The organism is Pseudolysinimonas sp. (assembly GCF_057350545.1).
This window is the reverse complement of the sequence record NZ_JBMRCP010000046.1, coordinates 23408-48802: the sequence shown is the minus strand read 5'-3', so window position 1 is coordinate 48802 and position 25395 is coordinate 23408. Positions and strand designations below refer to the sequence as shown.

At 71.9% G+C, this 25395-nt stretch carries 30 protein-coding genes and 1 pseudogene; 16 read left to right on the top strand and 15 right to left on the bottom strand.

Annotation, left to right across the window (positions count from 1 at the left end):
• Positions 1–463, top strand: a pseudogene (locus tag ACO1X9_RS06505) (amidophosphoribosyltransferase); the annotation flags it as partial.
• Between the two features lie 3 nt (positions 464–466).
• Here the strand turns inward: ACO1X9_RS06505 and ACO1X9_RS06500 are convergent.
• Genes ACO1X9_RS06500 through ACO1X9_RS06490 form a run of 3 tightly spaced genes read right to left on the bottom strand, consistent with a single transcriptional unit; the run spans position 467 to position 1874 of the window.
• Entirely contained in the window at positions 467–745 is a 279-nt protein-coding gene (locus ACO1X9_RS06500) for a potassium transporter Trk (RefSeq protein WP_486350003.1), read from the bottom strand.
• Positions 742–1116 carry a sterol carrier family protein gene (locus tag ACO1X9_RS06495; protein ID WP_486350002.1) on the bottom strand — a complete coding sequence of 125 codons (375 nt, stop codon included), beginning with the start codon at positions 1114–1116 and terminating at the stop codon, positions 742–744. The genes ACO1X9_RS06500 and ACO1X9_RS06495 overlap by 4 nt, the downstream gene beginning before the upstream one ends.
• Positions 1113–1874 carry an HtaA domain-containing protein gene (locus ACO1X9_RS06490; RefSeq protein WP_486350001.1) on the bottom strand — a complete coding sequence of 254 codons (762 nt, stop codon included), beginning with the start codon at positions 1872–1874 and terminating at the stop codon, positions 1113–1115. Before ACO1X9_RS06490 ends, ACO1X9_RS06495 begins: the two co-directional genes overlap by 4 nt.
• A gap of 30 nt (positions 1875–1904) precedes the next feature.
• On the opposite strand from ACO1X9_RS06490, the gene purD reads away from it, so the two are divergent.
• The 4 genes from purD to ACO1X9_RS06470 all read left to right on the top strand — a co-directional run bounded on the left by purD (position 1905) and on the right by ACO1X9_RS06470 (position 5844).
• Complete coding sequence (gene purD / locus ACO1X9_RS06485) at positions 1905–3164, top strand: phosphoribosylamine--glycine ligase (RefSeq protein WP_486350000.1); 1260 nt, start codon at positions 1905–1907, stop codon at positions 3162–3164.
• Positions 3161–4045 (top strand): phosphoribosylaminoimidazolesuccinocarboxamide synthase, encoded by an 885-nt coding sequence (locus ACO1X9_RS06480; RefSeq protein WP_486349999.1) that lies wholly within the window; start codon positions 3161–3163, stop codon positions 4043–4045. The genes purD and ACO1X9_RS06480 overlap by 4 nt, the downstream gene beginning before the upstream one ends.
• Positions 4046–4112: 67 nt before the next feature.
• Positions 4113–4943, top strand: coding sequence for a VOC family protein (locus ACO1X9_RS06475; RefSeq protein ID WP_486350004.1), 831 nt, complete (start codon positions 4113–4115; stop codon positions 4941–4943).
• Between the two features lie 67 nt (positions 4944–5010).
• Positions 5011–5844, top strand: coding sequence for a MerR family transcriptional regulator (locus ACO1X9_RS06470; RefSeq protein ID WP_486349998.1), 834 nt, complete (start codon positions 5011–5013; stop codon positions 5842–5844).
• A gap of 10 nt (positions 5845–5854) precedes the next feature.
• Here the strand turns inward: ACO1X9_RS06470 and ACO1X9_RS06465 are convergent, their stop codons facing one another.
• Positions 5855–7033, bottom strand: coding sequence for an alcohol dehydrogenase catalytic domain-containing protein (locus ACO1X9_RS06465; RefSeq protein WP_486349997.1), 1179 nt, complete (start codon positions 7031–7033; stop codon positions 5855–5857).
• A gap of 115 nt (positions 7034–7148) precedes the next feature.
• Between ACO1X9_RS06465 and ACO1X9_RS06460 the strand changes: the two genes are divergently transcribed.
• Genes ACO1X9_RS06460 through ACO1X9_RS06440 form a run of 5 tightly spaced genes read left to right on the top strand, consistent with a single transcriptional unit; the run spans position 7149 to position 10371 of the window.
• Positions 7149–8264, top strand: a complete 1116-nt coding sequence (locus ACO1X9_RS06460; RefSeq protein ID WP_486349996.1) for a serine hydrolase domain-containing protein — start codon at positions 7149–7151, stop codon at positions 8262–8264.
• Positions 8261–8923 (top strand): SGNH/GDSL hydrolase family protein, encoded by a 663-nt coding sequence (locus ACO1X9_RS06455; RefSeq protein WP_486349995.1) that lies wholly within the window; start codon positions 8261–8263, stop codon positions 8921–8923. Before ACO1X9_RS06460 ends, ACO1X9_RS06455 begins: the two co-directional genes overlap by 4 nt.
• A gap of 37 nt (positions 8924–8960) precedes the next feature.
• Positions 8961–9221: a phosphoribosylformylglycinamidine synthase subunit PurS gene (gene purS / locus ACO1X9_RS06450; protein WP_486349994.1), complete on the top strand. Its 261-nt coding sequence runs from the start codon at positions 8961–8963 to the stop codon at positions 9219–9221.
• Positions 9221–9919, top strand: a complete 699-nt coding sequence (gene purQ / locus ACO1X9_RS06445; protein WP_486349993.1) for a phosphoribosylformylglycinamidine synthase subunit PurQ — start codon at positions 9221–9223, stop codon at positions 9917–9919. Before purS ends, purQ begins: the two co-directional genes overlap by 1 nt.
• A complete protein-coding gene (locus tag ACO1X9_RS06440) occupies positions 9916–10371 on the top strand; it encodes a DUF3817 domain-containing protein (protein ID WP_486349992.1) in 456 nt (151 codons plus the stop codon). The genes purQ and ACO1X9_RS06440 overlap by 4 nt, the downstream gene beginning before the upstream one ends.
• Positions 10372–10377: 6 nt before the next feature.
• On the opposite strand, the gene ACO1X9_RS06435 is transcribed toward ACO1X9_RS06440, so the two are convergent.
• The 4 genes from ACO1X9_RS06435 to ACO1X9_RS06420 form a co-directional block, all read right to left on the bottom strand.
• The gene (locus ACO1X9_RS06435; protein WP_486349991.1) at positions 10378–10779 is read right to left on the bottom strand and encodes a DUF1801 domain-containing protein; all 402 of its coding nucleotides are present in this window, start codon (positions 10777–10779) and stop codon (positions 10378–10380) included.
• Between the two features lie 95 nt (positions 10780–10874).
• Positions 10875–11681, bottom strand: coding sequence for an ABC transporter permease (locus tag ACO1X9_RS06430; protein WP_486349990.1), 807 nt, complete (start codon positions 11679–11681; stop codon positions 10875–10877).
• The gene (locus ACO1X9_RS06425) at positions 11678–12592 is read right to left on the bottom strand and encodes an ATP-binding cassette domain-containing protein (RefSeq protein WP_486349989.1); all 915 of its coding nucleotides are present in this window, start codon (positions 12590–12592) and stop codon (positions 11678–11680) included. Before ACO1X9_RS06425 ends, ACO1X9_RS06430 begins: the two co-directional genes overlap by 4 nt.
• 9 nt (positions 12593–12601) lie before the next feature.
• Positions 12602–13807: a mechanosensitive ion channel family protein gene (locus ACO1X9_RS06420; protein ID WP_486349988.1), complete on the bottom strand. Its 1206-nt coding sequence runs from the start codon at positions 13805–13807 to the stop codon at positions 12602–12604.
• An 88-nt stretch (positions 13808–13895) separates the two neighbouring features.
• Between ACO1X9_RS06420 and ACO1X9_RS06415 the strand changes: the two genes are divergently transcribed.
• Positions 13896–15287, top strand: a complete 1392-nt coding sequence (locus ACO1X9_RS06415; RefSeq protein WP_486349987.1) for a DUF2254 domain-containing protein — start codon at positions 13896–13898, stop codon at positions 15285–15287.
• Positions 15288–15300: 13 nt separating this feature from the next.
• On the opposite strand, the gene ACO1X9_RS06410 is transcribed toward ACO1X9_RS06415, so the two are convergent.
• On the bottom strand, positions 15301–15690 hold the full coding sequence (locus ACO1X9_RS06410) for a hypothetical protein (RefSeq protein ID WP_486349986.1): 390 nt from the start codon (positions 15688–15690) through the stop codon (positions 15301–15303).
• 50 nt (positions 15691–15740) lie between these two features.
• Here ACO1X9_RS06410 and ACO1X9_RS06405 point away from each other — a divergent pair, with 50 nt between their 5' ends.
• Both ACO1X9_RS06405 and purL read left to right on the top strand, forming a co-directional pair.
• On the top strand, positions 15741–16280 hold the full coding sequence (locus ACO1X9_RS06405; RefSeq protein ID WP_486349985.1) for a PadR family transcriptional regulator: 540 nt from the start codon (positions 15741–15743) through the stop codon (positions 16278–16280).
• Positions 16281–16291: 11 nt separating this feature from the next.
• Positions 16292–18583, top strand: coding sequence for a phosphoribosylformylglycinamidine synthase subunit PurL (purL, locus tag ACO1X9_RS06400; RefSeq protein WP_486349984.1), 2292 nt, complete (start codon positions 16292–16294; stop codon positions 18581–18583).
• Positions 18584–18682: 99 nt separating this feature from the next.
• On the opposite strand, the gene ACO1X9_RS06395 is transcribed toward purL, so the two are convergent.
• Genes ACO1X9_RS06395 through ACO1X9_RS06385 form a run of 3 tightly spaced genes read right to left on the bottom strand, consistent with a single transcriptional unit; the run spans position 18683 to position 20577 of the window.
• A complete protein-coding gene (locus ACO1X9_RS06395) occupies positions 18683–19612 on the bottom strand; it encodes an SDR family NAD(P)-dependent oxidoreductase (RefSeq protein WP_486349983.1) in 930 nt (309 codons plus the stop codon).
• Complete coding sequence (locus tag ACO1X9_RS06390) at positions 19609–19938, bottom strand: chorismate mutase (RefSeq protein ID WP_486349982.1); 330 nt, start codon at positions 19936–19938, stop codon at positions 19609–19611. Before ACO1X9_RS06390 ends, ACO1X9_RS06395 begins: the two co-directional genes overlap by 4 nt.
• Positions 19939–19947: 9 nt before the next feature.
• Positions 19948–20577 carry a GNAT family N-acetyltransferase gene (locus ACO1X9_RS06385; RefSeq protein ID WP_486349981.1) on the bottom strand — a complete coding sequence of 210 codons (630 nt, stop codon included), beginning with the start codon at positions 20575–20577 and terminating at the stop codon, positions 19948–19950.
• A gap of 32 nt (positions 20578–20609) precedes the next feature.
• Here ACO1X9_RS06385 and ACO1X9_RS06380 point away from each other — a divergent pair, with 32 nt between their 5' ends.
• The 3 genes from ACO1X9_RS06380 to ACO1X9_RS06370 are packed head-to-tail and all read left to right on the top strand — an operon-like array spanning position 20610 to position 22135.
• Entirely contained in the window at positions 20610–21248 is a 639-nt protein-coding gene (locus tag ACO1X9_RS06380; RefSeq protein ID WP_486349980.1) for a hypothetical protein, read from the top strand.
• A gap of 28 nt (positions 21249–21276) precedes the next feature.
• Complete coding sequence (locus ACO1X9_RS06375) at positions 21277–21711, top strand: helix-turn-helix domain-containing protein (RefSeq protein WP_486349979.1); 435 nt, start codon at positions 21277–21279, stop codon at positions 21709–21711.
• 10 nt (positions 21712–21721) lie between these two features.
• On the top strand, positions 21722–22135 hold the full coding sequence (locus tag ACO1X9_RS06370) for a VOC family protein (protein ID WP_486349978.1): 414 nt from the start codon (positions 21722–21724) through the stop codon (positions 22133–22135).
• A gap of 300 nt (positions 22136–22435) precedes the next feature.
• Here ACO1X9_RS06370 and ACO1X9_RS06365 read toward each other — a convergent pair whose 3' ends face one another.
• The 3 genes from ACO1X9_RS06365 to ACO1X9_RS06355 form a co-directional block, all read right to left on the bottom strand.
• A complete protein-coding gene (locus tag ACO1X9_RS06365) occupies positions 22436–23722 on the bottom strand; it encodes an adenylosuccinate synthase (protein ID WP_486349977.1) in 1287 nt (428 codons plus the stop codon).
• A gap of 69 nt (positions 23723–23791) precedes the next feature.
• Positions 23792–24598: a hypothetical protein gene (locus ACO1X9_RS06360; protein ID WP_486349976.1), complete on the bottom strand. Its 807-nt coding sequence runs from the start codon at positions 24596–24598 to the stop codon at positions 23792–23794.
• A gap of 112 nt (positions 24599–24710) precedes the next feature.
• The gene (locus ACO1X9_RS06355) at positions 24711–25376 is read right to left on the bottom strand and encodes a TrmH family RNA methyltransferase (RefSeq protein WP_486349975.1); all 666 of its coding nucleotides are present in this window, start codon (positions 25374–25376) and stop codon (positions 24711–24713) included.
• Positions 25377–25395 lie beyond the last annotated feature (19 nt).

The following is a 25395-nucleotide window of genomic DNA, read 5'->3' as shown; positions in this document are numbered from 1 at the left end:
CGGCCGCACCTTCATCATGCCCGGGCAGGAGCAGCGCTCCCGCAGCGTCAAGCAGAAGCTCAACGCGATGTCGAGCGAGTTCAAGGGCAAGAACGTGCTCATCGTCGACGACTCGATCGTGCGCGGCACGACGTCGAAGGAGATCGTCGACATGGCGCGGCAGGCGGGCGCGAACTCGGTCACGTTCACGTCCGCCGCCCCGCCGGTGCGGTACCCCCACGTGTACGGCATCAACATGCCGACTCGCGCCGAGCTCATCGCGGCGGGCAAGAAGATCCCCGACATCGCCACCGCCCTCGGCGCCGACTACCTGATCTACCAGGAGGTCGCCGACATGCAGGCGGCCATCCTCGAGGGCAGCGACATCGAGGCGCTCGAGATGTCGTGCTTCACGGGCGACTACGTGACGGGCACCGTCAGCCCCGAGTACCTCGCCTGGGTCGAGTCGAACCAGGCGAGTTAGTCGCTACTCGGCGCCGGTGACCTCGTCGTGCGCGACCGTCACGGTGCGCGTGCGGCGCTTCGAGCGCCAGTCGAGCAGCAGCGCGACACCGGCCCCGAGGGCGACCCCGGCCGGGATGCCGTAGAGGCAGAAGTAGGCGTAGGAGGCCGCGAATCCGACGTTCTCGTCGGGCTCGAACAGGCTCGTGAGGATGAGGGTGACGAGCGCCCCGAGCATCGCGCCGAACACGAGGAACACGCCGATGCGCGGGGCACGACGGATGCTGACCTCGGATTCGCTCACGGTTCCATTCTCTCCCACCGCAGCGGCAGGTGCTCGGCGAGCGTCGCGCGCTGCCCCGACGCGGTGACGCGCAACTCGGCGACCGCGGCATCCCAGTCGAGGCTGCCGGTCGCGAGTGCGATCCAGGTGGCGGCATCCATCTCGACCACGTTGGGCGGGGTGCCGCGCGTGTGCCGCGGCCCCGGCACGGCCTGCACGGCACCGAACGGCGGCACGCGCACCTCGACCGTGTGACCCTCGGCCTCCTCGGCGAGCTGCTCGAGGAGGAACCGGGATGCCAGCGCGACCGTCGCGCGATCCTCGGCTCCGGCGACAGCGGCGCGCACGGCCGCGCGGCCCTCGTCGAGCGGAATGCGGCGCCGCACGCTCACCGGCGGAGTCTCCCGACGAACAGGATCGTGACGAGGATGACGAGCACCGCCGCGAGCACGACGACGAGCACCACCCAGGGGGTCGCGTCGCCGATCACCCCGTCGCCGCCGTCGATCACGTCGGTGCCGATCGGCTGCCCCGCGAGGTCGCACTCGCCGATGTCGATCGACGCCGAGATCGGGTCGAAGGCCTCGCCCGCGGGGTAGTTCGGGAACGCCTCCTCCCCCTCGACCGTGAGTGCCGTCGGCGCGTCGACGATCGTCACGATCCCGCCGACGGGCGTGAGGTCCTGCCCCGCCAGATCGACGGTGACGAACCGGGCCTCGGTCACCTCGACCATGTCGCCCTCCATCGTCGCGCCCGCGACGTCGAGCAGCAGCACGGCGTCGTCGGTGCCCTGGAAGGCGAGCACGGGGTTCGCGATCGTGGTGTCGAGGATGCCACCGTGCCCGGTGAACCGCACCGACCCGTCGAAGTCGACCGCGCCGTTCGGGCCGCGCGGGTCGAGGCGGCCGCGGGCCCCCGGGAAGCCGAACGTGGGGGTCTCGTAGGTCGCGCCGTCGGCGACAGCCCACTCGCCGTTCGCGATCGAGCCGTCGATGTAGCCGCGGAACGACTCCTTGAAGCCCCACTCGAACGACGCCGACTCGATCTCGCAGCCGGGCGCCTGCACGATCGGGGCGCGCTCGGCGTGAGCGACGCCCGGGCCGAGGGCAGCGGTCCCGGCGAGTGCCAGCGCGAAGAGGGTGCGGATCACGGTTCCATCCTGCCTCGGTACTCTCGGAGAGTGCGCATCCTCGTCCTCGGCTCCGGTGCCCGCGAGCACGCGATCGTGACCGCCCTCCTCGCCGAGGATGCGGGGCATGAGATCGTCGCCGCGCCGGGCAACGCCGGCATCGCGGCGCACGTCGAGACGATCGCCCTCGACCCGACGGACGGCAGCGTCGTCGCCGCCTATGCGCGCGACCATTCGGTCGATCTCGTCGTCATCGGACCGGAGGCGCCCCTCGTCGCCGGGGTGGCCGACGTCGTGCGACGAGCCGGCATCCCCGTCTTCGGTCCCGGTCGCGCCGCCGCCGCGCTCGAAGGCTCGAAGACCTTCGCGAAGCGCATCATGGAGCTCGCCGACGTGCCGACCGGCCGCGCCGTGCGGGCGAGCACCCTCGAGCAGACGGCGGCGGCGCTCGACGAGTTCGGGGCGCCCCACGTCGTCAAGGCCGACGGGCTCGCGGCGGGCAAGGGCGTCATCGTCACCGACGACCGGGATGCCGCCCTCGCGCACGCCGAGCACTACCTGCAGCAGGGCGAGGTGCTCGTCGAGGAGTTCCTGTCGGGGCCCGAGGTGTCGCTGTTCTTCCTCGCCGACGGGCACGACGTGCTGCCGCTCTCCCCGGCGCAGGACTACAAGCGCGCGCTCGACGGCGATGCCGGCCCCAACACCGGCGGCATGGGCGCCTACTCCCCGCTGCCGTGGTTGGATGCCGACTTCGGGTCGGAGGAGAGCTTCGTCGACGAGGTGCGCCGCACCATCGCGCTCCCGACGATCCGCGCCCTCGAGGCCGAGGGCACGCCGTTCTCCGGGCTGCTCTACTGCGGGCTCGTGCTCACGCCGAACGGCATCCGCGTCATCGAGTTCAACGCGCGCTTCGGCGACCCGGAGACCCAGGTCGTGCTGCCGCGACTCGTCACCCCGCTCTCCGACCTGCTGCTCGCCGCCGCGCAGGGACGGCTCGCCGGGCTGCCCGATCCCGAGTTCTCCCCTGCGTCGGCGGTCGTCGTCGTGCTCGCGAGCGAGGGTTACCCCGAGAGTCCCGTCACGGGGCGCGAACTGACCCTGCCCGCCGAGCTTCCGGCGGGGGTGACGATCGCCCACGCGGCGACGGCGCGCGACGGCGACCGGCTGCTCGCGACCGGCGGCCGCGTGCTCGGAGTCGTCGCCCGGGCCGAGGGCTTCGCCGCCGCCCGCAGCGCCGCCTACTCCACGCTCTCCGGCATCCGCCTCGAGGGCTCCCACTACCGCCACGACATCGCCGAGAGGGTCTCATGACCGCCGACGCCCGACTCGAAGCCCTGCGCTGGAAGCACCGCTACTCCGGAAAGGTGCGCGACCTCTACGAGTCGGAAGCGCATCCGGGTCGCCTGCTCGTGATCGCCTCCGACCGGGTGAGCGCGTTCGACCACATCCTGTCGCCGGCGATCCCGGGCAAGGGCGCGATGCTCACGCAGCTGTCGCTCTGGTGGTTCCACCGACTGGGCGAGCCGACGCACCTCGCGGCGGCGCACCCGTCGAACGGCGAGCACCTGCCCGACGACATCGCGCGCAAGGCGATGCTCGTGCACGAGCTCGAGATGTTCCCGATCGAGTGCGTCGTGCGCGGCTACCTCGCCGGCTCGGGCTGGGCCGAGTACCGCGCCTCGCAGACGGTGTGCGGCATCCGCCTGCCCGCCGGGCTCGACGAGGGCGACAAGCTTCCCGAGCCGATCTTCACCCCGGCCTTCAAGGCGCCGCTCGGCGAGCACGATGAGAACATCACGTTCGAGCGGATGATCGAGCTCGTCGGCGCCTCGGACGCCCAACTGCTGCGCGAGATGAGCCTGCGCATCTTCGCGACGGCGTCGGCCACCGCCGAGAAGTGCGGGGTCATCCTCGCCGACACGAAGTTCGAGTTCGGCCGCGACGCCGTGACCGGCACCGCGGTGCTCGCCGACGAGGTGCTCACCTCCGACTCGAGCCGGTACTGGGACGCCGAGACCTACGCGGCCGGCGGCGAGGGTCGACTGGAGAGCTTCGACAAGCAGATCGTGCGCGACTGGCTCGCCGCGAACTGGGACCGCACGGGCGAGCCGCCCGAGCTTCCCGCCGACATCGTCGAGCGCACGGCGGCGCGCTACCGCGAGCTCGTCGACCGGTTCCTCGAGCTGGAATAGCCTCCCGACCGTCGCCGTTGTAGTTGATGTGACAACAAGTCCCGAGCAGCTCGCCGCCGACACCGCCATGGGCGCGGTGACGCTCAACGTCGCCGACCTCGACGGGATGACGGCGTACTACCGGGATGCCGTCGGGCTGCAGCAGCTCTCCGCCGACGGGCCGCGCGTCGTGCTCGGCCGCGGGCATCGTCCCGTCGTCGTGCTCGAGCACTCCCCGGAGTTGACGCACGCCTCCCCCGGCCAGGCCGGCCTCTTCCACACCGCCATCCTCTTCGACACCCAGGCCGCTCTCGCCGCCGCCGTCTACTCGGTCGCCCAGCGGCATCCCGGCACCTTCACCGGATCGAGCGACCACCTCGTGAGCCAGGCGTTCTACTTCGACGACCCCGAGGGCAACGGCGTCGAGCTCTACTGGGACCGCGACCGCTCCGCGTGGAGCTGGACGCACGGCACGATCGAGATGGGCACGATCTACCTCGACCCGAACCGCTTCCTGCAGGAGCACCTCACCGAGGAGGGCCTCGCCGGCGCGGGCTGGGGCGACGCGCGGGTCGGGCACATCCACCTCTCCGTCGGCGACGTCGCACCCGCGCGGGAGTTCTACGTGCGGCAGCTCGGGTTCGCCGAGACGTTCGAGTACGGCGGGCAGGCGCTGTTCGTCTCGGCCGGCGGCTACCACCACCACATGGCGATGAACGTGTGGAACTCCCGCGGTGCCGGGCGACGGCAGCAGACGCTCGGGCTCGGGCGGGTCGACATCCTCGTGCCCGGCGCCGACGACCTCGGCGAGCTCGGCGAACGGCTCACGCACTACGGGCACGCGACCCGCGACACCGGCGCGGCGCTCGAGTTCGACGACCCGTGGGCGAATCTCATCCGCGTCTCGGTGGTCGAGTAGCCGCGCAGCGGCGTGCCGAGACCAGCCACCACCGCCGCTTGACCCTCACACTGTGTCAGGGTCGAACGTGGTCTCCACCATGTACACCATCGGAGAGTTCGCCGCCCTGGCACGGGTGAGCGTGCGGATGCTGCGCCACTACGACGCGATCGGGCTGCTCGAGCCCGCGAGCGTCGCGCCGCGCACGGGCTACCGCTCCTACGCGATCGACCAGCTGCCCTCGCTGCTGCGCATCGTGGAGCTGCGGGAGCTCGGGGTCGGCCTCGAGCGCATCCGTGCTCTCGGTCGCGTCGACGACGCGGATGCCGGGTTGCGTGAGGTGCTCGCCGAGCGCCGCGCGGAACTCGAGGCCTCCGTCGCCGACGATCGCGCACGGCTCGCCCGCATCGAGCGGCGTCTCCGCCTCCTGGAAGGAACCACCATGTCGGATGTCGTCTACAAGCCCGTCGACCCGCTCACCGTCTACGCCGCGCACGGGGTCGCGCCCGGGATGGGCCCCGAGAACGTCACTCCCGTGATCGGACCGCTCATCGGCCGTCTCGACGACGCCCTCGTCGCCGCCGGTCGCCCGCTCCTCGAACCGGGGGTCTTCTGGTACGACCCGGCCGACGGCGAGCAACTCGAGGTGCACGTGTCGTACCCCGCCGAGACGCCGCCCGTCGCGGGAGAGGGCTACGACGTGGTCGAGCTCGCCGGCATCCCGACCGCCGCGACGTTGCTGCATCACGGCGACATGAGCGGCATCGGGGAGTCGTGGATGCGACTCATGGAGCGCCTCGTCGCCGACGGCTACCGCGTCTCGGGCTCCTCGCGCGAGGTGTACGTGAACGCCGACGGGCACGAGCCCGGTCCCGACTGGGTGACCGAGCTCCAGGTGCCCGTGGAGCCCCTCGCGGGCTGAGTGCCGCGCGTCAGCGCGGTGTATCGAAGCCCACGAGCACGCGAACCGGGACGGGCTCGGGTCGCAGCCCCACCCGCACCGACGAGTGGGCGCGCGCGTGCAGCATCGCCGACTCGATCCCCCCGAGCGGATGGATGTCGCCGACGAGCCCCGAGAGGGATGCCGACGCCGGCCGCTCGAGGAACTCCACCGCCTCGCGCAGGTGGTGCGGTGCGTAGTCGCGCACCCCGCGGATCGTGAGCCGTCGCCGCACGACCTGCTCGGGGTCGACGGCGACGGTCGACGTCGGGGCGGCGCTCCCGATGAGCACGAGCACCGCTCCGATGTCGGCCGCCCCGAGCAGCGACTGCACGGCCGACGGCGCCGCGGAGAGCTCGAGCGCGACCTGGTAGCCCGAGCGGCCGGCGGGCACGCGACGCAACGCCTGCGCGAGCCCTTCGGCCGTGCCGTCGCCGACGGCTGCGGCGCCGAACTCGAGGGCGGCGGCGCGCCGATCGCGGTCGGGGTCGGTCGCGACGACGAGCGCCCCCTCCGCCACCGCCGCGGCGACGGCGGTGAGTCCGAGCATCCCGCAGCCGGAGATCGCGACGACCGCGCCGACGAGCGAGCGGATCGCACGCGCGGCGTCGAGGGCGGCCATCACGGTCGCCGTGGCACAGGACGCCGGCGCGAGCAGCTCGGCCGGCGTGCCCTCGGCGACCGCGACGATGGGTGTGCGGGCGCGCAACTGCACGTGCGACGCGAAGCCGCCGGAGAGCTCCCACCCCCTCGCCATCCGTTCGTGCCCGTATCTCCGCAGCGTGACGCACGCCTGCGGCAGCCCGGAGTGGCAGTAGCGGCAGCGTCCGCAGGCGACCGCGACCCCCCAGACGACCCGCAGACCGAGGGCGAGCGGTGTTCCGTCGACGGCGCGCGGTGGCCGGCCCGGTCCGATCGCGACGATGCGACCGACCTGCTCGTGGCCGAGCACGAGAGGCAGCGGCGCCGGACGTGCGCCGCGAACCGTGTGCACGTCGGACCCGCAGAGGGTGGCGAGCTCCACCGCCGCGAGCACCTCGCCGTGGGCGAGAGCGAGCTCGGGGACGGCCACCGTCTCGAAAGGCGCGCCCACGCCGCGGAAGACCTGAGCCTCCATCGGCCCGGTCACGCGCACCGTGCTGTCACTCGCCACCGCGGCGGTCCCGCCCATGCGCACCCCCTGCCGGCGTCGGATGCCGCCGACAGTACGGATTCCGGGTGACCACCCGACGACCGGAAGCTGAACGATCGGAGCGCGGCAGGGCTCCGCGGGATACCGTGGTGCGGTGCGTTCCTCCCGGCTCGTCTCGCGGTCGCTCGCCGTGGCGGCATCCGCGGGTCTCCTCGCCGGGTGCGCGGCGACGCCCCCGACGCTCGAGGAACCCGACGGCCGGATGCGCTCCGTCTCGACGATCGACAAGCGCGTACTGCAGAGCGATCTCGTGCTCGAGCGACTCGTCGCGGTCGACCGCCCGGGGTGCTCGGGAGCCGTGGGAGTGCGTGGCGACGTGGTCTGGGCCGGAGCCGCAGGGCTCGCCGACCTGGGCGCGGGCACGCCCGTCACGACCGAGACGCGGTTCGACATGGCTTCGGTCGCGAAGCAGTTCACGGCCACCGCCATCCTCATGCTGCAGCGCGACGGCGCCCTGTCGCTCGCCGACCCGGTGAGCACCTACATCGAGGGGCTTCCGGCGTGGGGTCGCACGGTGACGCTCGACCAGCTCATGCACCACACGAGCCGTGTACGCGACTACTGGGTCGTGCTCGACGACGACGGGATCGGGTTCAGCGACGGCGCCGACCACGCGCGCATCCTGGATGCGATCCGCCGCCTGCGCTCGCTCGAGCCGGGTTCGGGTTACACCTACTCGAACTCCAACTACGTGCTGCTCGCCGAGGTCGTGAACCGTGTGAGCGGACAGCCGCTGCCGGTCTTCCTCGACGAGCGGATCTTCACCCCGCTCCAACTCGACATGGAACTGACGCCGAGCCTCGTCGCTCCCGACGTCGCACTGTCGTACGACGCCGACCTCAACTTCCAGCCGCCCGGCTGGACCGCCTACGGAGCTATCGGCATCTTCACGACGCCGAGCGAGCTCGTGCGCTGGGGCGACCAGTATCGCGCGGGCGAGATCATCCAGGACGACTTCGCCGTCGGCGCCGCCGACGAGGGCACGGGCGAGTTGTACGCCGCCGGCATGGACATCGAGGTCGACGGCGACCTCAACCACAACGGACGCTTCGGCGGCTACATCTCGACCTTCACCGTGTCTGCCGACCGGGAGACGTCGATCGCCGTCATGTGCAACGGGCACGCCGAACCCCGTTTCCCGTTCGCCGACGCCCTGTGGGCGATCTGGGATCCGGCCGACCCGACGCCGGCGGACGGAGCCGAGGGATGAGCCGCGCCCTCGCCGTTCTCCTCGCCCCGGTGGTGCTCGCGCAGGGCGCGGCGCTGCGTCGGTCGACCCCGCTGCTGGAGGCACCGGACGGTGACCGCGTCGGCGGCAAGGGGAAGCTGCGCCTCGTCGTCGTCGGCGACTCCACCGCCGTCGGCACGGGAGCGGAGTCCCTCGCGGACGCGCTGCCGGGACGCCTCGGCTCACTCCTCGGGGCGCGGTGGCGCGCGGCCGGCCGCAACGGCGCCACGGCCGCCGACGTGCTGCGCGACCACATCGACGAGGCGGCGGGTGGGCCGGCCGACGTGGCTGTCCTCGTCGTCGGCTGGAACGACGCGATGAAGCTGCGCTCGCCCCGCGCCTTCGCGCGAGACCTCGGCGCCCTCATCGACCGGCTGCAGTCCGCGAGTCCCGACGCCCGCATCGTCGTCGTCGCACCCCCCGCCTTCGGCGACTTCGCGGTGCTGCCGCAGCCTCTGCGCAGCGCGCTCGGCTCTGCCGCCCGCGGACTCTCCCGTGTCGCGGCCCGGGTGTGCGCGCAGCACGGCGCCCTGCTCGCCCCGGGCTTCGACGGCCGCTCGGTCGCGTCGGACGGCTTCCACCCCGACGGCCCGGGCTACGGGCGGATGGCGGAGAGCGTCGCGCAGATCCTGCGGTCGTAGACTGGAGGGGTCCCCACCCCTTCTCGCGAGGAGAACCGTGCCCACGATCGTCGTCGAGGTCATGCCCAAGGCGGAACTGCTCGATCCGGCCGGCAAAGCGGTCGCCGGATCGCTCCGCCGCGAGGGCGGCAGCCCGTTCACCGACGTGCGCATCGGCAAGCGCTTCGAGCTCACCGTCGAGGGCGAGGTCACGGATGCCGTGCTCGCCGAGGCGCACAAGCTCGCCGACGAGCTGCTGAGCAACTCGGTCATCGAAGACGTCGTGAAGGTCAGCGTCGTCGAGAGCGCCGTCTCCTGATGCGCATCGGCGTCGTCACCTTCCCCGGCTCGCTCGACGACCGCGACGCGCAGCGCGCCGCCCGCATCGCGGGTGCCGAGCCCGTCGCGCTGTGGCACGGCGACCACGACCTGCAGGGCGTCGACGCGATCGTCCTGCCCGGCGGCTTCTCGTACGGTGACTACCTGCGCTGCGGCGCGATCGCGGCCCGATCGCCGATCATGGCCGAGGTCATCGACGCCGCGAACGCCGGCATGCCCGTGCTCGGCATCTGCAACGGCTTCCAGGTGCTCGTCGAGGCCCACCTCCTGCCGGGCGGCCTCATCCGCAACGACCACGGCGACTTCATCTGCCGCGACCAGGGACTCCGCGTCGAGAACGCGTCGACCGCGTGGACGAACGGCTTCGAGCAGGGCCAGGAGATCACCATCCCGCTCAAGAACGGCGAAGGCGGCTTCATCGCCGACGCCGAGACCCTCAAGCGGCTCGAAGGCGACGGCCTGGTCGCGTTCCGCTACACGGGGCTCAACCCGAACGGATCGCTCGACGACATCGCCGGGCTCACGAACGCGGCGGGCAACGTCGTCGGGCTGATGCCGCACCCGGAGCACGCCGTCGAGCCGGGCTTCGGTCCCGACACCCCGGATGCGATGCGGTCGGGCGTCGACGGACTCACGTTCTTCACGAGCGTGCTGCGTCACGCCCTCGCGCGCGCGTGACCCCGCGCGCGCTCTTCCGCCTCGTCGCGATCGCCGAGGCGATCACCTGGACGCTGCTCATCGCAGGGCTCGTGCTGCGCGCGACCACCGGCTGGGCGCTCGGCGTGACGATCGGCGGCGGCATCCACGGATTCGTCTTCCTCGCCTACGCCGCGACGGCGCTGCTCGTCGGCATCGACCGTCGCTGGCCCGTCGGGCTCGTCGTGCTCGCCGTCGCGGCGGCCGTCATCCCGTATGCGACGATCCCGCTCGAGCTCTCGCTCGCTCGCCGCGGTCGGCTCGACGGCGACTGGCGCCTCGATCCGGACGCCGCGGGCGACCGCACGCCGCTCGACGCGCTCGTGCGCTGGTTCCTACGCCGCCCGGTGCTGCTGCTCGTCGTCGCAGCGGTCGTGCTGGTCGCGATCTTCACGGTGCTGCTGCTCGTCGGGCCCCCCGGCGGACGCGAGTAGGAGCCGCTAGGCGGCGCGCTCCCACGCCCCGCGCACGAGACGCTCGAGCACCGCGGCGTCGACGGCATCCAACCGCTTGAGGTAAAGGCATCCCTTGCCCGTGTCGTGCGGTCCGAGCTCGGCGAAGAGCGGGTCGGCGGGCGCGTAGTCGTCGTAGACGCCGTAGACGGTGAGGGCCGTCGTGCGCGGCGAGAAGCCGACGACCATCCAGTCGTAGGTGCCCTTCGTGTTCGTGTACGGGCGGCTGCCGAAGCCGACGATCGCCGGACCCCACATCACCGCGGGTTCGCCCGTCACGCGTTCCATGAGCCCGCGCATCGCGTGGCCATCGGCGCGGCGTCGCTCGTCGGGCACCGCATCGAGAAAGGCCGTGACGTCGGCATCGGTCGGCTGGGTCGCGATCGTCATGCGGCGAGGGTAGCGCTGCCCGCCGACTCGCGCGCACGTCAGTTGCACATTGCTGCCGGAGGACGGAGCAATGTGCAACTAACCCGACAAAACTCCTACGAGACGTCCCGACGCCACGTCGTGAGCGAGCCGATCACGCCGAACAGCAGCGCGAAGGCGGCGAGCACGAGACCGCCCTGCCACCACTCGAGCGGCGCCGCGCCACCGCCGACACCGGCGAAGACCGTGAAGAAGCTCGCCCCGACGAGGGCGTCGCCGGCGGCACCGGGCAGGAAGCGGCCCACCTCGTCGAGCCCGTCGACGAACGCCGCGGCGGTGCGCAGCAGCGGCTCGACGAACTGCGTGAAGGCGAGGATGGCGACGATCGACCCGATCTGACTCGGGATCATGACGCCGACGCCGACGCCGACGAGGCCCCAGATCGCCATCGCGAGCACGATGCGGCCGATCAGCAGCCACGTGTCGCCCTCGCCGAGCAGGGTCTCGACCCCGCTCGCGGCGAGCACGGCCGCGCCGAGCCCGACGGAGGCGACGAGCCCGATGACACCGTAGAGGGCGCCGACGAGCAGCCCGACGACCGCCTTCGCGGCGAGCACGACTCCGCGGTGCGGCGTCGCGAGGAACACCGTGGCGAGGGTGCGGTGCCGCACCTCGCCCGTGATGGACATCGCGCCGAAGATGACGGGGAAGACGAAGCCGGTCGCCGTCGTCATCGCGTAGACGAGCGGCGCGAGGTCGAACGGCATCGGACCGGCCTCGTCGGGCGTGAGCGTCAGCGCCCAGCCGATCCCGGCGGCGCTGATGCCGACGTAGCCGAACAGGATGAGGCCCAGCACCCACCACAGCCGCGTGCTGAACACCTTGCGGAACTCGGCGCCCACGGCGCGCACGAACGAGCTCATCGCCGTCCTCCTTCCACGCCGCGCTCCGGATCGGCGACGAGCGCGAGGAACTCGTCCTCGAGTCCGGCGCCGGAGGCCGCGAGCGCGCTCAGCGCGACGCCGGCCCCCAGTGCGATGCGTCCGACCTCCGCGGGTTCGAGGTCGACGGCGAGGCCGTCGGCACCGGGCCGCGGCTGGTGCCCGGCGGCGGCGAGGGCGGCCGCGAGGGCGTTGCGGTCGGGGGCGTCGACGATCGTCGAGCGGGTCGCGGTGCCCTCGAGGCCGCTGAGCGGACCGACGAAGCGCAGGCGCCCACCCGCGATGACGACGACGTCGTCGACCGTCTGCCGCACCTCGGAGAGCAGGTGCGACGAGACGAGGATGGTGCGACCCTCGGCGGCGAGCGCCTGCAGGAAGGTGCGGATCCAGCGGATGCCCTCGGGGTCGAGTCCGTTGATCGGCTCGTCGAGCACGAGCACGCCGGGGTCGCCGAGCAGCGCGGTGGCGAGGCCGAGCCGCTGCTTCATGCCGAGCGAGTAGCCGCCGACGCGGCGGCCCGCGTACGGACTCATGCCGGTCTGCTCGAGCACCGCCTCGACGCGCGAGGTCGGGATACCGGCCGCCGTCGCGACGACGCCGAGGTGGTCGCGACCGGAGCGTCCGGGGTGGAAGGCGGCTTCGAGCGATGCGCCGACGACGTGCATCGGACGGTCGAGGTCGCGGTAGCGCTTGCCGCCGATCGTCGCCGTGCCGCTCGTCGCCGAGATGAGCCCCAGCAGCATCCGAAGCGTCGTGGTCTTGCCCGCGCCGTTCGGCCCGAGGAAGCCGGTCACACGGCCCGGCTCGACCGTGAAGTCGAGGTCGGAGACCGCCGCGACCGACCCGAATCTCTTGGTCACCCCGTCGAAGACGAGTGTCTGTCCCTGCGTCATGCCTCCACGCTATCGAGAGCCCGCCGAGCCCGGCTCCCCCTCAGGACGGAGATCCGATCGCTGTTGCACGGGCACCGACTGCGTGAAGTTCTGTCCTCGGCGCTCGGCGTTCTCGGAACCGCTGAACACGCCTTCGTGAGGCTCCGCGTTCGTCGGGCGTCGCCGAGCACGGGCCGGCTGCTCGACCATGGAGACGCGGGTGCGCGGCAGAGCATCCCGGTGCTTCGCGTGCAGCCACTCGACCATCGCCTCGCGCACGTTGCAGCGCAGATCCCAGAGCGCGCCGGCACTGGCCGCGGTGACGACGATGCGCACCCGCACGTAACCGCCGGTGGCGTCCGTGAGCTGCAGCGACGACGAACGGCCGTCCCAGAGCGGGTCGGCGGCGAGCACCTCGGCGAGGTGCTCGCGCATCTCGCCCGGACTCACCGTCCAGTCGAGGTCGAGCTCGATGCTGCCGAGCAGCTCGCTGCCGCGGCGGGTCCAGTTCTGGAACGGCGTCGACGTGAAGTAGGTGGAGGGCAGCACGAGCCGGCGATCGTCCCAGATGTGCACGACGACGTAGGTGAGGGTGATCTCCTCGATGCGACCCCACTCGCCGTCCGCGATCACGACGTCGTCGACGCGGATCGCGTCGGAGAACGCGAGCTGCAGTCCGGCGAAGACGTTCGCCAGCGTGCCCTGCGCGGCGATGCCGGCCACGACGCTCAGCACGCCGGCCGAGGCGAGCACGCTCGCGCCCACGGCCTGAACCCCGGGGAAGGTGAGCAGGATCGCCCCGATCGCGAGCACGCCGATGACGACGACGGTCACCCGCCGCAGGATGCTGATCTGGGTGTGCACGCGACGAGCGACCCGGTTGTCCGCGACATCCACGCGGTAGCTCGCGCGCACGCGGGCGAACAGCACCCCGACGACCCCGGCGAGCAGCCAGGCCCCGGCGGCGATCATCGCGATCGCGAGGCCGTGCAGGATGCCGCGCCGCCAGTCCGCGAGATCGCTCGGCAGCCACAGCGCGACCGAGATCGCGACACCGGCGAGCAGCACGAGGGCGCGGAAGGGGCGACGCATGCGCCCGAGCAGCTTCGGATCCCATCCCTTGCGACGGGCGATCAGGCGCAGCGGGATGACCACGATCGCGACGGCGACCACTCCGGCCACGAGAACGGCGGCGGTTCCGAGCGCGAAGGCACTCCATTCGGTGAGTTCGGGCACGGCGGGTCTCCCTCTCGTCCGTCTCCACGCTAGCTCGGGCGTCGGGGATCGCAGCACGACCCCCGAGGTCGCTGGTTAGCATGGCGGGATGACCTTGCGCGACAGGCGTGCCCGTCGCGACCGGCTCCGCCTCGCGTCGCTTCGGGAGAGCGTCGCCGCGCGGCTGTGGCCTGTGCCGGTCGCGGCCATCGTCGCCGCGGTCATCCTCGGTGTCGCGATTCCGATCGCCGACGCGGCGCTCGACGACGACCTGCCGGGCTGGTTCGCCGCGCTGCTCTTCTCGGGGGGACCGGATGCCGCGCGCGCGGTGCTCGCCGCGATCGCCGGCTCGCTGGTGTCGGCGACCACGCTCACCTTCTCGCTCACCGTCGTCGCGCTCCAGCTCGCGAGCAGCCAGGCCTCCCCGCGCGTGCTACGACTCTTCTCCCGTGATCGCGTGGTTCATCGCACCCTGGCGATGTTCCTCGCCACCTTCGCGTTCGCGCTGACCGTCCTGCGCACCGTCCGCGACGAGGACGAGGGCGGCGACGCCGCCGTGCCGCGCTTCGCGATCACCTTGGCGTTCCTGCTCACCGTGGCCAGTGTCGTGATGCTCGTGCTGTTCCTGGCGCATCTCGCGCGGCAGCTCCGGATCGAGACGGTCATGCGCGACGTGCATCGCGAGACGAGCGGCACGATCGCGCTCGTGCGCAGCACGGGCGAGACAGCGGAGGACGACGGGCGAGCCGAGCCACCCTCCCGGCCCGCTTCTCCGCGAGCGGCGCTGGCCACCGAGTCCGGGTTCCTCACCGGCACCGATCGCGAGCGCCTCGTCGAGGTCGCTCGCGAGCACGATCTCGTGATCGAGGAGGCACGCGCGGTCGGCACCAATGTGATCGACGGCACGCCCCTCGCGTTCTGGTGGCCGCGCGACCCGCTGCGCCGCGCAGCACTCGACGACGCGGCACTCGCCGACGCGGCATCCCTCGAACGCCGCATCCGGGCGGCGTTCGGGATCGGCTACGAGCGCACGCCGACCCAGGACATCGGCTTCGGCCTGCGTCAACTCGTCGACATCGCGGCCCGCGCGGTCTCGCCCGGCATCAACGACGCGACGACGGCGGTGCACGCTCTCGGCCATGTCTCGGCGGTGCTCAGCGAACTCGCCCGCCTCCCCGAGCAGGCGCCCGTGCTGCTCGACGATGACGGGATCGCGCGGGTGATCGTGCAGCGGCACCTCTTCTCGTCGCTGCTGGAGACGGGCGTGGCCCAGGTGCGTCATGCCGGCGCCGGCGACCCCGAGGTGGCCGCGCGGCTCTACGGGCTGCTGCGCGAGGTCGCCTTCGCCTGCGACCGGCCGGACGACGCAGCGGCCGTCGCGGATCAGCTCGACCGGCTCGATGCGACCGTGGCCCGCCGCGACTTCGACGCCACGGAACGCGCCCGATTCGCCGCGATGTCGGCCGCCGGTCGGGCCGCGCTCGACGGCGCCTGGATCTGACCCCGGGGCGGGTTCAGCTTCCGAGGGCGACCGCGAGCACGCTCGCCAGGAGTACGAGCGTCACCGGCAGCCAGATCGCGCGCTCGATCTGGCTCCGGGTGATCGCATTGAGCACGACGGCGACGACGGAGAGTCCGACGACGACCCAGACGAGCACGGGCAGGGCGGCGTCCGGCAGCGGAGCCCAGATCGGGAGGCCCGCGCGACGGGCGACCGCGAGGGCGACGCCCGCCCAGACAACGGCCGCGACGGCGCTCGCGATCCGATAGCCCCTCGGCAGAACCCCCGGATGCTGTCCGCCATAGGCCGCGCGGCCCCACGGCGCGCCCGCGGCGAGGGCGACCTGGAAGCCGACGAGCACGGCGTACAGCACGAGCGCGACGATCCCTGCGATGGCGAGCATGGCATCCTCTCTGACAGATAGGTGACATTTCTAGCAGATATATTGAAGGCGTGACGCGGAGCAGCCAGACCGATCTCGCCGTACTCGCCGTGCTGAGCGTCGGGCCCCTCACCGGCTACGCCGTGCGGGAGGCCGTGACGACCCATCTCGGGGCCTTCTGGAGCGAGAGCTTCGGGCAGATCTACCCCGCCCTCGCGCGGCTCCGGTCCGACGGACTCGTCGCGACCGACGCGGGCGATCGCGGCGGGTCGAGCGTCCATCGGCTCACCCCCTCGGGGCGCGAGCGGCTCATCGAGCTCATGCGCCAGGCCCCGGTGTCGACCCCGCCGCGCAACGGCATCCTGCTGCGGCTCTTCTTCGGCGACGTGATCGGAGCGGAGGCGTGCCGGGTCCTCGTCGCCGAGAGCCGGGCCGCCGCCGAGGCCCGCCTCGCCGCCCTCGTCGTCGCCCGCGCGGAGGCCGAGACCGACGACCCGACGCACCGCCCGTACCGGCTCATCACCATCTCGGCGGGCGAGCACAGCGCCCGCGCGTCGATCGCCTGGGCCGACGAGACCCTCGCGACGCTCGACGCGCTCGCCCGCGGGTAAACTCGCTCCCGATGATCGACTCGGTTGAGAACGCCACCGCCACTCCCGAGCGAGAGCAGCCCTACGCGGCGCTCGGGCTCAAGCCCGACGAATACCAGCGCATCCGCGACATCCTCGGCCGGCGTCCCACCTCGGGCGAGCTCGCGATGTACTCCGTCATGTGGAGCGAGCACTGCTCGTACAAGTCGTCGAAGGTGCACCTGCGCCAGTTCGGCGCCAAGGTCAGCCCCGAGATGACGAAGAACCTCATGGTCGGCATGGGCGAGAACGCGGGCGTCGTCGACATCGGCGAGGGCTGGGCCGTCACCTTCAAGATCGAGAGCCACAACCACCCGTCGTACATCGAGCCGTTCCAGGGTGCGGCGACCGGCGTCGGCGGCATCGTGCGGGACATCATCTCGATGGGTGCCCGCCCCGTCGCCGTCATGGATGCGCTGCGCTTCGGCGCGATCGACCACCCCGACACGGCGCGCGTCGTGCCCGGCGTCGTGAGCGGCATCTCGTTCTACGCCAACTGCCTCGGCCTGCCCAACATCGGCGGCGAGACCTGGTTCGACCCGGTGTACCAGGCGAACCCGCTCGTCAACGCGCTCGCGGTCGGCGTACTCCGCCACGAAGACCTGCACCTCGCCAACGCGCGGGGGGCGGGCAACAAGGTCGTGCTGTTCGGCGCCCGCACCGGGGGCGACGGCATCGGCGGCGCCTCGATCCTGGCGAGCGACACGTTCTCCGAAGGCGGGCCCACGAAGCGCCCGGCCGTGCAGGTCGGCGACCCGTTCGCCGAGAAGGTGCTCATCGAGTGCTGCCTCGAGCTCTTCGCGGGCGATCTCGTCGAGGGCATCCAGGATCTCGGCGCCGCCGGCATCTCGTGCGCGACGTCGGAGCTGGCCTCCAACGGCGACGGGGGCATGGCGATCGAGCTCGACAAGGTGCTGCTGCGCGACGAGACGCTCACCGCCGAGGAGATCCTCATGTCGGAGAGCCAGGAGCGCATGATGGCGATCGTGCGACCCGAGAAGCTCGAGGGCTTCCTCGCCGTCACCGCCAAGTGGGATGTCGAGACGAGCGTGCTCGGCGAGGTCGACGACTCCGGCCGGCTCACGATCACGTGGCGCGGCGAGAAGATCGTGGATGTCGACCCGCGCACCGTCGCGGTCGACGGCCCCGTCTACGACCGACCCATGTCGCGACCGGCATGGATCGACGCGCTCAATGCCGACACGGCATCCGCCCTCCCCCGCCCCACGACGGGCGACGCGCTGCGTGCCGACCTGGTCAAGCTCGTCGGCAGCGCCAACCTCGCCGACAAGTCGTGGGTCACCAACCAGTACGACAAGTACGTGCTCGGCAACACGGCGCTCTCCTACCCCGACGACGGCGGCATGGTGCGCGTCGACGAGACCACCGGGCTCGGCTTCGCCGTGGCGACGGATGCCAACGGCCGCTACTGCTACCTCGACCCATACCAGGGTGCGCAGCTCGCGCTCGCGGAGGCGTTCCGCAACGTCGCCGTGAGCGGCGCGACGCCCGTGGCCGTCTCCGACTGCCTCAACTTCGGCAGCCCGGAGAACCCCGAGGTGATGTGGCAGTTCGAGCGGGCCGTGACCGGCCTCGCCGACGGCTGCCTCGAGCTCGGAATCCCCGTCACGGGGGGCAACGTCTCGTTCTACAACCAGACCGGTGAGGTGCCGATCCACCCGACGCCCGTCGTCGCCGTGCTCGGCGTGATCGACGACGTCGCCCGCCGCGTGCCGTCGGGGTGGCAGGATGCCGGCGACAACCTCTACCTGCTCGGCACCACCGCGCTCGAGCTCGACGGCTCCGCGTGGGCCGGCGTCGTGCACGGCCACCTCGGCGGTCGTCCGCCCGCCGTCGACCTCCCGCGCGAGAAGGCCCTCGCCGAGCTGCTCGCCGCCGCCGCCCACGAGGGGCTGCTCAACGCGGCCCACGACCTCGCCGACGGCGGCCTCGCGACGGCGCTCACCGACGGCGTGCTGCGCTTCGGCGTCGGGGCGCGGGTCTATCTCGACGAGCTGCTCGAGCGCGACGGCGTCGACCTCGCGACGGCGCTCTTCTCCGAGTCGACCGGACGCGTGCTCGTCGCCGTGCCCCGCGAGGAGGACGTCAAGTTCACCCGCCTGTGCGAGGGACGCGGTTACCCCGTGCTGCGCGTCGGCGTCACCGACACCGGCGGCGCCCTCGAGGTGCAGGGGCAGTTCGAGATCCCGCTCGCGGAGCTGCAGGCGACGTCGCGCGGCACCCTCGCCGACCACTTCGGCCCCGTCGTCGGCTACCCGTCGTAACCGCGGGTTGAGTGCCGCGCGTCAGCGCGGTGTATCGAAACCCACCGTCCGGGTTACTCGAGGGCGGTTTCGATACACCGGCCGCTGCGCGCCCGGCACTCAACCCGCGGCGGGAACCGAGAACTCGATTCCCGACCACTCCTCGGCGAGCGCCCACAGCTTCGCGCCGAACTCCGGTGACGACGACGAGGTGACGGGCGCCTGCACGACGGGGGTGCCGCGCATCCCGAGCAGGTCGCTCGGGCCGTAGAACTCGCCCGACTCCGCGGCAGGGTCGATCGCCGCACGCACGACCGGCCACGCGCCGTGGTCCTTGCCCTGCGCGAAGGGTGCCGACAGCATCCCGCCGAGCCGCTGCCAGCCCTTCGAGTTGGAGATCACCGACTGACGCTTCTCGGAGAGCTCGTTGACGGCGTACCCGGGATGCGCGAGCAGCGACTTCTTCGGCGAGCCGGCGGCGCGCAGCCGGCGATCGAGCTCGAACGCGAAGCCGTGCACCGCGTGCTTGGAGAACGCGTAGGCGCGGAACGGCCGGTAGCGGCGCTCGGACATGAGGTCGTCGGCATCCAGTCGCGTCATCTTCGTGGAGAGCGACCCGAGTCCCACCACGCGGTCGCGCAGCACGGGGAAGAGGAGCGCCGTGAGCGCGAAGTGGCCGACGAAGTTGCCGCCCACCTCGAGCTCGAGGCCGTCCTTCGTGGTCTTGCGACGCGGCGAGGCGACCACGAGGCCGGCGTTGTTCACGAGCACGTCCGCCCCGCCGAGGCCCGCGATGTCGGCCGCGGTCTGCCGGATGGCCTCGAGCGAGGTGAGGTCGAAGGGCACGTGCACGACCTCGGCGCCCGGCACACGGGCGCGGATCGCCGCGATCGCCTCCGTGGCCTTCGGGGCGTAGCGCGCGGCGATCACGAGCCGGGCACCCGTCGCGGCGAGCTGCTCGCACGCCCAGTAGCCGATGCCGGTCGAGCCGCCGGTGACGACGATCGTGCGTCCCACCTGCGACGGGAGGGCGCGCGGGTCCCAGGTCACTGCGGCGCGGACTGCGCCTGGACAGCGCCGGTCGAAGCGATCTGCTCGTGGTGGTGGATGACCTCGGCGACGACGAAGTTGAACCACTTCTCGGCGAACGCGGGATCGAGTTGCGCGTCGAGGGCGAGCGCCCGGAGCCGGGCGATCTGGGTGCGCTCGCGCTCGGGGTCCGACGGCGGCAGGCCCCGCTCGGCCTTGAGCCGGCCCACGCGCTGCGTCGCCTTGAAGCGCTCCGCGAGGAGGTGCACGAGCGCCGCGTCGATGTTGTCGATGCTCTGCCGCAGCTCCGCGAGCTCGGCGCGCGTACCCTCGTCGATCTCGGCCATGCCCGAATCCTACCGAGCGAGCACGGGCGGCTCGGCGGACGCGAGTCGGGCCTCGAGCCCCGCCTTCACCGCGGGCCATTCGTCGACGAGCACCGAGTAGACGGCCGTGTCACGCCACGATCCGTCGGCACGGGGCCGGTCGCGGCGGACGATGCCCTCGAAGGTGGCGCCGAGTTTGAGGATGGCGCCGCGTGATCGCGCGTTGAGGGCGTCGGCCTGCAGCTTCACGCGCCCGAAGCCGTGGTCGAACGCCGTGCCGAGCATGAGCAGCTTCGCCTCCGGGTTCACCGGCCCGGCCCACACCCGCGGATCCCAGGCGGTGTAGCCGATGTGGGCGTGCTCGAGGGCGAGGTCGAAGTCGGTGAGGCTCGACGCCCCGACGATCGTGCCGGCATCCGCGCCCGCCGTCAGCCGTGCGACGTAGGTGTTGCCGACCTCGTGCGGCATGGTGCGCGTCGCCCACTCCGAGAACGCGGCCTCATCGGCGGGGAGTCCCGCCGGCCCGCCGCCGTAGCCGCCCGCGAACACCTCGGGGTGCCCGAGCGCACGCCAGAGGCCGGGCAGATGCTCGGGGGCGAAGGGCTCGAGGCGGAGGAACCGGCCGTCGAGCACCCGACGGTCGGGGCGGGTGGCGCTCACCACCCCATCCTCGCAGCCAGTACGGTGTCGCCATGTCCCGCTTCGACACCCCGGTGTGGCGTCTCGTCGGCTCCCTGATCTCGTGGGCGTCGTTCGCGTTCTTCTTCGTCGGGCTCTACCAGGCGGCGGGTGTCGTCATGGGCCTCGGTGGGTACTGCGCCTCGGGTGGCCCGTACGTCATCGAGACGGAGTGCCCGGAGTCGGTGATCGTCTTCGCTCCGCTCGGCATCTTCGGGTTCTTCGTCTCCGCGGGCATCGCCCTCGTCGTCGCGCGCGGGTTCGGGGTGTCGCTCGTCGCCTGGGCGTGGCCGATCCTGTTCGTCGGTCTCGGCATCCAGTTCTTCGTGGGCGCCGCCGGCGGCCAGGGTGTGGTGTCGAACCTCATCGTCGGCGTGCTGTTCGTCGTGATGGGGCTCGCGCCGGTGTGGTTCGTCGTGTCGAGCAAGACACTCGTGCCGACGATCGTCGGGTCGCGGAGTCTCACCGGAGAGCGGTTCGTCTACGACGGGAAGGCCCGGCGCTACTTCGGGCTCACGCCGACCGAGGGCGGCGCGGAGACGACGCCGACCGCGCGCGACTGGGTGGTCAGCATCCTGCTCTGGACCGGCTCCGTCGCCCTCGGCACGTGGCTCTCCCTCCTCGCGTTCGCCGCCCTCGCGACCGCGAGCTGACCCGCGCCGAGCGCGTACGCTGGCGATCGTGACGCCCGAGGAGCTCGCCGACCTCGCCCATCTGCGCCGCGCCCGCGACCTCATCGACCGCGAGTACGCGCGACCGCTCGACGTTCCCGAGATGGCCCGGCGCGCCCTCATGTCACCGTCGCACTTCGCCCGGCGGTTCCGAGCCGCCTACGGCGAGACGCCCTACTCGTACCTCATGACGCGACGCATCGAGCGCGCGCAGCAGCTGCTGCGCCAGGGCGAGCTCTCGGTGACCGAGGTGTGCCTCGCGGTCGGCGCGACGTCGCTCGGCTCGTTCAGCTCGCGCTTCACCGAGATCGTCGGCATGACCCCGACGGCCTTCCGTGCGCTCGATCATTCGGGCATCGAGAACCTCCCGCCGCAGACCGTCATGGTGGGGATGCGCCCGAGCCGAGCAGAATCGGAGAAGCGCGGGATGCCGTCCCGCGCGTAGCGTCGGCGGCATGACGATCACCGTGTCCCACTTCCCCGTCATCGCTCCCGACGTCGACGCGACGGTCGCGTTCTATCGCGACGCGCTCGGCCTCGAGGTCGTGAACGACGTGCCCTACGGCGAGTTCCGCTGGGTCACCCTGGCCACCCCGGGTTCCTCGGTCGGGCAGCTCGTCGTGAGCCAGCCGCACGCCGGCCGTTCGCAGCAGGAGGGCGACCAGCTCGCCGCCCTCGTCGCCCTCGGCGTCTTCGGCCCGATCGTGTTCGACACCGACGACGTCGATGCCGCGTTCGAGAAGGCGCGCGCGTCGGGCCTCGGCGAGGTGCTGCAGGAGCCGATGGAGATGGGCTACGGGGTGCGCGACTGCGCGTTCCGCGACCCGGCGGGCAACATGGTGCGCATCGGGCAGAAGTCGGCGGCGTAGTTTCGTCGGGTTAGTTGCACATTGCTCCGTATTCCCGGAGCAATGTGCAACTGGGGCGTCAGTCGGCGAGGAGCGGGCAACGTGACCGCGGCTTGCCCGGCTCGAGGCCCGCGGGCGCCAGCGCACTCCGTCCAGATCCCGACTCCGACTCGTTCGCACGGCCGGATCCGCTCCGCCGGGGACGAGTAGGGCGTCGGATGCCGTGGAGCTCGGGCACCTCGACTCACCACTCTGACCGTCGGGCGAGTTGCAGATTGCTGCCGGAAGACGGAGCAATGTGCAACTAAGCCGACAGAACTCTCACCCGATGAGGTCGTGCCGCACGACGATCGCGTCGCGGGCGGGGCCCACACCGATGGCCGAGATGCGTGAGCCCGACATGGCTTCGAGCGCGAGCACGTAGGACTGCGCGTTCGCGGGCAGCTCCTCGAACGACCGCACTCCGGAGATGTCCTCGGTCCAGCCGGGGAACTCCTCGTAGATCGGCGTCGCGTGGTGGAAGTCGGTCTGGTTGACCGGCAGCTCGTCGAACCGCTCGCCGTCGACGTCGTAGGCGACGCACACCGGGATCGACGGGATGCCGGTGAGCACGTCGAGCTTCGTCAGCACGAAGTCGGTCACGCCGTTGATACGGGCGGCGTAGCGCGCGATCGGGGCGTCGTACCAGCCGACGCGGCGCGGACGTCCGGTCGTCGTGCCGAACTCGTGACCCGTCGCGCGCAGGAAGTCGCCGTTCTCGTCGAAGAGCTCGGTCGGGAACGGACCCGAGCCGACGCGCGTCGTGTACGCCTTGACGATGCCGATGATGCGCTCGAGCCGTGCCGGCCCGATGCCCGAGCCGGTCGCGGCACCGCCGGCCGTGGCCGACGACGAGGTGACGAACGGATACGTGCCGTGGTCGACATCCAGCATCGTCGCCTGGCCGCCCTCGAACAGCACCGTCTTGCCGGCTTCGAGCGCCTGATGCAGCACGAGCGAGGTGTCGGCGACCATCGGGCGCAGCCGTTCGGCATACGACAGGAGCTCCTCGACGATCTCGTCGACCGCGATGGCGCGTCGGTTGTAGATCTTCACGAGCAGGTGGTTCTTCTGGTGGAGGGCGCCCTCCACCTTCTGGCGCAGGATGTTCTCGTCGAACAGATCCTGGATGCGGATGCCGACACGGTTGATCTTGTCGGCGTACGCCGGTCCGATGCCGCGGCCGGTGGTGCCGATCTGGCGCTTGCCGAGGAAGCGCTCGGTGACCTTGTCGATCGTGCGGTGGTACGACGTGATGACGTGGGCGTTCGCGCTCACCAGGAGCTTCGACACGTCGAGGCCCCGCGCGGTGAGGGCGTCGAGCTCTTCGAACAGCACCTCGATGTCGATGACGACGCCGTTCGCGATGACGGGGATGACGCCAGGCGTCAGGATGCCGGACGGCAGCAGGTGCAGCGCGTACTTCTCGTCGCCGATGACGACGGTGTGGCCGGCGTTGTTGCCGCCGTTGAACTTCACGACGTAGTCGAGGCGACTCGAGAGCAGGTCGGTGGCCTTGCCCTTGCCTTCATCGCCCCATTGGGCGCCGACGATCACGATGGCGGGCATGCGGGACTCCCTGGTGGGTAACGGAGGGATTACACCCCATGCTATCGGGAGCGCCGGGATGCGCCAGGGTCACGGCTCCCGCCTCGCCGGCGGGGCGTCCTCGAGCGTGGAGAGTGCGAGCCGGGCGCGCCAGCCGATCGCGGCGAGGATCGTCGGATCCGCCTTCTCACCCCACAGCTCGGCCGGGAACGCGTCGAGCAGCGGATGAGGGTCCCACTGGGGCGCCGGTGCTCCTCCGCGTTCGCGCGCCTCGTCGGTGGTGGCGGCGAGAAGCTGCGCCGGGTCGCGCCCCGTCGCGTCGTAGTGCTCGGTGATCGCGTCCTGCTCGGTGATCGCGCCGGTCGACGCGAGGTCGGCGGCCGCATCGGGCGATCGCACGGCGGAGGCCGGAACCCCCAGGGCTTCGGCCGCCACGAGGAGCGACGGCGACGAGGTGACGACGAGTTCGCTCGCCGCGATGCGCCGCAGCACCTTCTCGAGCGGCGCGCGCGGGTCGACGACATCCCGGCGGCGGCGGGGCGTCACCTGCGCGGAAAGCTCCTCGCCGACGACGATCCCCGATCGCGATTCGGACGGCACCACGAGCTCGGGTCGGAGTCCGCCCAGCAACAGAGCCGCACCCGGTCCCCAGACCGCGTCGCCGGGCTCCGCGAGTTCTCGTACCGCCTCGCCCGCGAACAGTCGTCGTCGCTGCCGGGCGTACGGCAGTCCCAGTTGGGCGACGAGGTCCCGCACGACGAGCGACGTCACCCGCTCCCCGAGGTCGCCGGAGGCGCGGGATCGTCGGGCGAAGCGGGTGACGCCCCGTCCGATGCCGAGGACGAGATCCACGCCCGCGATGTCGACGACCACGAACTGATCGTTCGGTTCTGCCACTTCTGCCCCCCAAGGCCACACCGCACCCGCCCCGCGGTGTGCGAGATCGACCGTAGTTCGAGTCGCGGGCTCCCGTCAGGGACTGGCGCGCGACTCGCCGATGTGCAGGCGGTCAGGCGTGGCGGCGCACCCACTCGTGCATGACGATCGCCGCGGCGGCGCCCGCGTTGAGGGATCGGGTCGAGCCGACCTGCGCGATCTCGACGGTCGAGTCGGCGGCGGCGAGCGCCTCGGACGTCAGCCCCGGACCCTCCTGGCCGAAGAGCAGCACGCAGCGCTCCGGGATGTCCGCCTGCCGCACATCGACCGACCCCGCCACGTTGTCGACCGCCACGATCGGCAGTCCCTCCGCGCGCGCCCAGGCGACGAGGTCGGCGACGTCGGGATGCTCGCGCACGTGCTGGTAGCGATCCGTCACCATCGCGCCTCGACGGTTCCACCGCCGTCGGCCGACGATGTGCACCTCGGCGGCGAGGAACGCGTTGGCGGTGCGCACGATCGATCCGATGTTGGAGTCGTGCTGCCAGTTCTCGATCGCGACGTGGAACCCGCGCCGGCGCGTGTCGAGATCGGCGACGATCGCCTCCATCGTCCAGTAGCGGTAGCCGTCGACGACGTTGCGGGTGTCGCCATGCTCGAGCAGCTCGCGGTCGTAGCGCGGGTCGTCCGGCCACGCCTCGGGCCCGCCGGGCCACGGCCCGACCCCGACCTCGCGTTCGCCCTCCACCCGCCCGACACTATCCACACTCGATCGTCGGGCATCTGCCGCGCGTGACATGCTCCTGGCGAGGAGGCTC